Source organism: Cesiribacter andamanensis AMV16, from assembly GCF_000348925.1.
GTDB classification, from domain to species: Bacteria; Bacteroidota; Bacteroidia; order Cytophagales; family Cyclobacteriaceae; genus Cesiribacter; species Cesiribacter andamanensis.
Map to the genome: position 1 here is coordinate 1 of NZ_AODQ01000180.1, position 7,086 is coordinate 7,086.

A 7,086-nucleotide genomic window follows, 5' to 3' on the forward strand; every position below is an offset into this window, starting at 1 on the left:
GCCCCGGCCAGTAAACCGGGGCGCTTTCATCAACTGCTGTCGGGCTTGGGCTACCTGTCTTCCACATCGTAGCGCTTTTTGCGCATCAGGCTGTAGGTAACCGGTTTGTACTGCCTGTCGGACCGGGCGGCCGGACGGTTAATGCGCTTGTTCCAGGGAAGGTCTATGGTGGTGCGGTGCAGCCGGTAGCGCTCTTCGATGCGGGACTTGCGGTTGCTGTTGAGCTTAAAGGCTCCATATACGGCAGCCAGGCCCACCAAACCGGCACCCACCCCTGCCAGCACCGTAACCAGCGTATCGTTTACCGGAGGGGGTACGCTCAGCACGCTGCCATCTTCGGCAAACTCAGCGGCATAGGGAATGTAGCGGCCATGCAGGGGAGGTCGGTACTTATCGGCAAACTGTACCAGGTCCAGGTCAAGCCCGCGGTACGAGAGGGGGTCGCCATGGCCGGTAAGCAGGGTTTTAGGTTTTAGCAGGGCCAGTTTATCAATGGATTTGAGCGCCATGCGCCAGTCGGGTGTAAAGTACTCTGGTGGTCCCCACAGGCCGGTATGGCCGCCCATCAGGCCGGCAGGATTGTGTATATCCATGGTAATGATGGCATCGCCGGCAATGAGCACCCGGTCCCTTTCCCGGAAGAAGGATACATGACCGGGGGTATGGCCAGGGGTAAATACCCACTTCCAGTCCTGCAGCATGGGCAGGCTGCCATCTTCAGGCAGGGCCTGCAGGCGCTCGGCCACATTATAGGGCTTGTTGGTATACACGCGGCTCATCTGGCCGCCAAAACCCCCTACGGTGGGATCCTGAGGGGGGTACTCGCAGCGACCGCTCAGGTAGGGAAACTCCCGGGGATGTGCATACACGGCTACATCCCAGCTGCGGGAGAGCTCTTCTACCGAACCGGCATGGTCAAAGTGTCCGTGGGTCATCAGAATAGCTTCCGGACGGGCATCCAGGCCATAGAGGCTCTCGGCCGCCTGCCGGATCTGCCCTGCCGAAAAGGGCATACCGGTATCTACCAACACCCATGGCCCGGCGGGCAACCCAATAAAATAGACATTTACTATGGTAGAAGACAACCGATAAATGCCTGGTGCTACAAGCTGTGGTTCATCATTCATTACCATCTTCTTCAACCTGCTCATATACGTGTGATTTTATTATATGCCTCGTATCAGTAGGTGCTAGGGCTGGGACTTCCGCACAGACGGGCACGTTTAACTAACCCCACAAAACTCTACCCGAAACACCCACAATTGTTTTGGGGAAAAGCATAATTTTATCAAATCTATTTTGCTTACTGACAGATACTCAATGGATTGGCCTTTGGCAACTTTTCTCCCCCTCTCGCAGTGCTTCCGCAGCAGCCCCTGGCCAGCCGCCTGTGGTGAATGGTTTTCCACAAAAAACTCCCGACCAAGGGGCCGGGAGTTTTTCTATTGACAGTTGCCTGGATCAGGCAGCTTATTGTGCCGACTTGTTTACACGGTTAATGGCAATATCATTCAGCTTTTTATCAGCCTGCTTCTCTTCATTGAGGGTTTGCTCCAGAAGATCGGCTACTTCGCTGAGTCCCAGTTGCTGGGCATAGGTACGGGCGGTGCCGTAGCCTGCCATCTCATAATGCTCTACGCGCTGGGCAGAGGCAATAAGGCCGGCATCACGCACATCGGCATCGCCTTTCATTTCCAGCATTTCTTTGCCTTCTTTTACCAGGCCTTCCATTGCCTGGCATTTCTCGCCTTTTACATTAAAGCCACAAATTTCGCCGATCTGCTCCAGGCGCTTGCGCTGCTGCTGGGTTTCCTGCAGGTGCATTTCAAAGGCCTGGCGCAGCTGCGGGTTGCTGGCTTTTTCGGCCATTTTGGGCAGCGCATCGGTCAGTTGCGATTCGGCGCTATACAGGTCTTTGATCTCATGTTCAAAGAGGTCTTTCAGAGAATTAAATTTGTCAGTTGCCATAAAAAAATAGGTTACGTTCTAAAAATTGGTACTAGTAGACTAACCTCACAAAAAAGGGCTATGTTTAGCCGCATACATTAAATTTTAGTAATGTATTTTTTGCCAATCATTGCCCTTTAATGTAGGCCAATTTATGTCATACATGAACCGTTAGTCTATTCTAGAAGAAATCAACATTTTTGATTTCCTGTATAGTATACCATTTTCTAGTTTTTAGGTTACGTTTTTTTGGCTTTATGCTCTGTGGTCTGCCCTTAAGGCACCTGCACCTCTGCCACCCCATCGGTAGCATGGCCATTGCCCTTGCCCTTACCGGCGGCCAGGGTTGCGCGAATGCCGTAGAGGGCGTGGCTTACGTTTTCCATCTGCAGCAGCACCTGCGCCATATGGTCGCCGCCCATGCCCCTTATCTTGTTGTTCTGGCGGAAGGTCTGCTTGATCTCTTCCCAGCGCAGGGTCTCCTCGGGCGTAAGCCAGCTGTTCAGCTCTTTTAGCTTCAGCACATTGGCCTCAGCGCCGGTGGTGAGGGTCTGCGACTCGCCATCATAGTGGCTCAGCAACAGGGTAAGCAGCTCCTGCTCGTTCATGATGGGCACCACCTTTTCGGCCAGCTTGTTCATGTTGCGGTAGGAGCCCTGCAGCTTAAAGGCGGGCTCGGTGCGGTAGTCGTCCGATTGGCCGGCCGATTCGATGTACTGCAGGTTTACCCGCAGAATCACATCGCGGATCTTGAGCAGTTTGTCCAGCACCTGCACGCATTCGCTGACCTCCTGCGGCGCATGGTTGGCCTCAAACTGCAGCCCCTCCTGCTGCCCAGTTTCGGCTACTTTGATGAGCTGCAGCACATCTTTGTGGCTTTTGGCCGCTACCCGCGCCAGAATGGCGTTGGAGGTAAGGCAGTTTTCCAGGTAAGAAAGCTTAAAGGCCTCGGCTGTATCGCCAATGATATCGCCCAGGTTGTAGATATCGGAGCGGTTGGCCAGCATGTCGGGAATTTTGAATTTCTCGCCGCTTTCGGTATAGGGGTTGCCCGCCATCACCACGGCCACCTTGCGCCCGCGGAAATCATAGGTTTTGCTGCGGCCCTTCCAGATGCCCTCGATCTTGCGCTGGGCATCGCAAAGGGAGATGAACTTCTGCAGGAATTCGGGATTGCAGTGCTGAATGTCGTCTACATAGATCATCACATTATCGCCCATCTCAAAGGCCAGATTCAGCTTCTGCAGCTCCTTCCGGGCGGCCGAGTTGCGGGCATCGGCCGGGTCTACCGAGATCACATCATGACCAATGGCCGGCCCGTTTATCTTCATGAAGATCAGGCCCAGGCGGTTGGCAATGTATTCCATGATGGTGGTTTTGCCATAGCCCGGCGGCGAAATCAGCAGCAGCATGCCCATAAGGTCGGTGCGTTTGTTTTCGCCGGCCGTGCCGATCTGCTTGGCCAGGTTGGCGCCAATCAGCGGCAGGTACACCTCGTCGATCAGTTTGTTGCGCACAAAGGAGCTCATCACCCTGGGCTTGAACTCCTCCAGGCGCAGCTCTTCGGCAAAGGCTGTAGCCAATTCTTTTTTCTGCTTTTGCAGGGCTTCAAAGCGGGGCACCACCTGCTGCTCATACTGCTGCAGCCGCTTCATAAACTGGTTGTAGTGCAGTACATAGCGGCCCTCTTCAATGCGGGCATGGCTGCCCTGCAGGCCTTCCAGCGTTTCCTGCAGGCTGGCTTCTACAATGGGTTGCTTGCCCCCTTCGCCCAGCTGCAGGTACACACTGGCTTCGGCGAGGTACTCTCCTGCGCCAGCTTCGGCGGCTTCGTTATAGGCCTGCAGCCAGCGGCTCAGCTGCTGGTAGAGCAGGTGGGGCTGCTTCTGCACCCCCTTGAGGGAAGCGCGGAAGGCTTCTTCGCCCTTTTGCTGCTTTAGCCCCTTTTTGAAGGCTTCTACAAAACGGGCGGTTTCGGCGGCTACAATAAAGTGGTCGTTCTGGCTCAGCTCCCGGAAAAGGTAGCTTGCCGCTTCGGCCACTACTTCCGGCAGGAAGAGCCCGTACTGCTCTATGAAGGCAGTAAGTCCCTGCTGCAATTGCTGCAAAATCTCGGCAAAAGCGCCGGCCTGTGGAAAAACTTTCTGAATGTAGCCGGCCCCTTTCAGCTGGTGCAGCAATAACTCCTTTTGCTCCCCTTCGGCAAAGGCCTGCCACCAGAGGGCGGCACAGGCGCGGGCCTCAGGCGCATAACGCAGCAGGCCGGCTGAGGCCCGCATGCGCAGCAGGGCCTGCAGGATCAGCACCGCATCGGCATCATGCACCCCCTTGATATAACCCTCGTTGAAGCGGCCGGCCCCAAAAGCCTGCACTTCTTTGAGCAGCTCGGCGGGCGATAGGGCCTGCAGTTCTTCCGGGGTTTTAGCACCCCCTTCGGCACCTCTTTTTTTGCCGGCGGCTTCGGCCCCCTTCAGGAGCTGGTAGGCCAGGTACTCGGCCCGGTACACCTCCCCATTTTCGCTCACCAGCGCCTGGTCCCAGAGATCGCGGCTGCCGGTAATGGCCTCGTGAGTTACGGGCTCAAAAAAGCCGGTACCGGTCAGGTGGTACTGCATGAGGCCGTCTTTGGGCACCAGGCTCAGCTCCAGCGGCTGGTGGTTTACGCTAAAGCTGTGCTTGCCAAAGCGGATGGTGTTGTGGCCATCGGCATAGAGTTCGTTCTTGTCTTTCAGCTGGCGAAGGGCTTCTTCCCGAATGCTCTTCATTTTGCTGCGGATATCATCGGCCTTTACGGTATCGCCCAGCTGCAGCAGCTCCTCTACCATGCTGCGGAGTTTTTCCAGCATCAGGTCGGAGGCATAATACCCATTGATCTCCTGCACCGTTTCCATACGGCTCAGGCGGTTCTGGATGGCCTTGAGGATGCGCTCGGCGGCACTTTGCAGGGTGCCGGCCCGGCGGTTGCGGGCTTCGGTAAGCTGCAGCTTGCGGTTTTCGAAGGCGGCATACACCTCGTCCCGCTTGATGCTGAGCTGCTCTACAAACGCATCGAATTCGCTGAAGCGGCCTTCCAGCTCTTCCAGCTGCACCATGACGCGGGTAAGGTACTCATCGCATTTGGCGGGCGTATCGCACACATCCAGGTAGTTGATCACCGCCTGATCCACCAGCTTCATCTGGGCGCCAAATTCGGCCTTGCCCTCCTGGCCCATCAGCTCTTTGCGGCGGCGCTTCAATTGTGCCTTCACCCCATTGAACTGGGCGTAAATGGCGCTGATGTTGTCGATGATCTGCACCGTTTGGGTGGCATCTTCGATCTTCAGGTTGCTCACCACCTCAATGAGCATTTCCAGCTCGGCGGCAGCTGTGTTCAGCGCTTCTTCCAGCTCGTTGGCCCGCACCACTTTTTCTGCGGCGGTCACCTCGGTTTCCAGCTCTTTTACCCGCTGCTGGTAGGGCTGGAGGGCATCGGCTTTGAGCAGGAAGGCAACCGTTTTCTGACTTACGGTGTCCTGTGCTCCGGCCAGCTCCTGTTCAGCTGCCTCAATGGCGGGCAAATCGGCATAGCGCAGCTCTTTCAGAGAGATCACTTCCCCCCTTGAGGAGCGCAGCTGGGAGAGAAAATCTACATACTCCTGTATTTTGCTGGCACGCTCCCGGCTCACTTTTTTCAGCAGCGCTTCGGCTTTGGCCAGCACCTCGCCCACCCGCTCCCGGGTGTTCTGGCGGATCTGGCTTACTTTTTCAAACTCATCAATGGCGGCGCCGGCAGCATCACGAATGTCTTTGAGGGGGCTGGCCAGGTCCTGGGCTTCGGCATGGGCCAGCCAGTGGTAGCTATCGAGCAGGCCGGTGGCGCCTTTGGCCAGGTCCAGGTAGAGGTTGGCATACTGCTCATCTTTGCCCAGGATCACCAGCAGCTCATTGGCCTCGGCCATGGCCCGTACAATGTCTTTGTTGCCCAGCTTGAAGAGGTAGGAATCCTGATTACCCTTCAGGGGGATGTTGGGACCGATAAAGGGGGTCTGCCAGATCTGCACCACATGATGTTTTTTGGCTTCCTCATCGCCGCGGAAGTAGCACATCTCGCCATTTTCAAACAGGCTGTAGCCGTGGCAGGTAATGGGGGTGCCCACCTTTTGGGCAATGAGGTTATAGGGCAGCAGCAGGTAAAGGCCATTGTGGTGGTTGTAGAAAATGTAGAGGAAATCTTCGCCATTGGGGCTTACCACGCGCTTTTCAAACAGCATATCGGCCAGCCCAAGGTCAAAGAGCTTGTACTCGCCGGTTTGCAGGTAGTAGCCGTTGGAGAAGATCAGGCCATGATCGTCAGGCAGCAGCAGGCAGCTGTCGGCAATGCCATCCACGCGGCGGGCCTGCTGCAGCTTGCTGTTGTAAATGATGTAGCGATAGGCCTTCTCCTGGTAGGGCCGGATCTTGAGGGCAATGAGGTTGCCAATGATGGCATACTGGATGTCGGCATCGTCCAGGGTCTGGTCGGGATTATCAACCGGCTCGGTATAGATGCCCAGGCCGCCATCGGTATTGTCTTCTATTTTAATGGTGAGGTCACCCCCTACGGTTTCTACAAAAAGCCGGTCTTCCAGGCTTACATGGGGGTGTTTGCCCTGCCGCTGCATGTCGCGGGTGGTGCGCTTCCAGCGGAACTCGTGCTGATCGGGAAACACCCATTCATGGTCGCTGCGGTTATCGAGGTAGGTGAGCGTACCCCCCTGCAGCAGCCACTTAAAGGTTTTGATGTCGGTTACGCTCTTGCCTACCCGAAACACCATAAACAGGTGCGGCCCCAGCTGGGCGAACTTTACAAAGCGCGTGTCTTTGTAGTATTTATAGAGTGTCGCAAAATCCTGCAGAAATGCTCCCTGCTCCAGCAGCGCCAGCCCCTCTTCATGAAAGGTGTGGCTTTGGGTATCGTACTGATAGATACTGAACACATCGGCCAGCTCCACATGCGTTTTGAGGCCCAGGTGCACATTGTAGCCAAAGATAAAGTGGCCGCCCACCGGGCACCATGTCCTGCGCAATGCAGTTGTTGGCCGTGGTAACCCGCTCGGTGGCCACCAGCTTGGTTTCAATGGCGCCAAATACCCCCTTGCGGGTTCTCATTGAGCGCTTTGA

General features: G+C 56.0%; 4 protein-coding genes. All 4 read right to left on the bottom strand.

The window, feature by feature from the left end; all coding sequences use genetic code 11:
• Positions 1-50: 50 nt before the first annotated feature.
• Positions 51-1,151 (bottom strand): MBL fold metallo-hydrolase, encoded by a 1,101-nt coding sequence (locus tag ADICEAN_RS19650; RefSeq protein ID WP_009197416.1) that lies wholly within the window; start codon positions 1,149-1,151, stop codon positions 51-53.
• A 319-nt stretch (positions 1,152-1,470) separates the two neighbouring features.
• The gene (locus ADICEAN_RS19655) at positions 1,471-1,968 is read right to left on the bottom strand and encodes a ferritin-like domain-containing protein (RefSeq protein ID WP_009197417.1); all 498 of its coding nucleotides are present in this window, start codon (positions 1,966-1,968) and stop codon (positions 1,471-1,473) included.
• A 254-nt stretch (positions 1,969-2,222) separates the two neighbouring features.
• Positions 2,223-6,941, bottom strand: a complete 4,719-nt coding sequence (locus ADICEAN_RS19660) for a DNA repair ATPase (protein WP_394330773.1) — start codon at positions 6,939-6,941, stop codon at positions 2,223-2,225.
• Complete coding sequence (locus ADICEAN_RS23990) at positions 6,856-7,074, bottom strand: DNA repair ATPase (protein WP_394330774.1); 219 nt, start codon at positions 7,072-7,074, stop codon at positions 6,856-6,858. Before ADICEAN_RS23990 ends, ADICEAN_RS19660 begins: the two co-directional genes overlap by 86 nt.
• Positions 7,075-7,086: the final 12 nt, after the last annotated feature.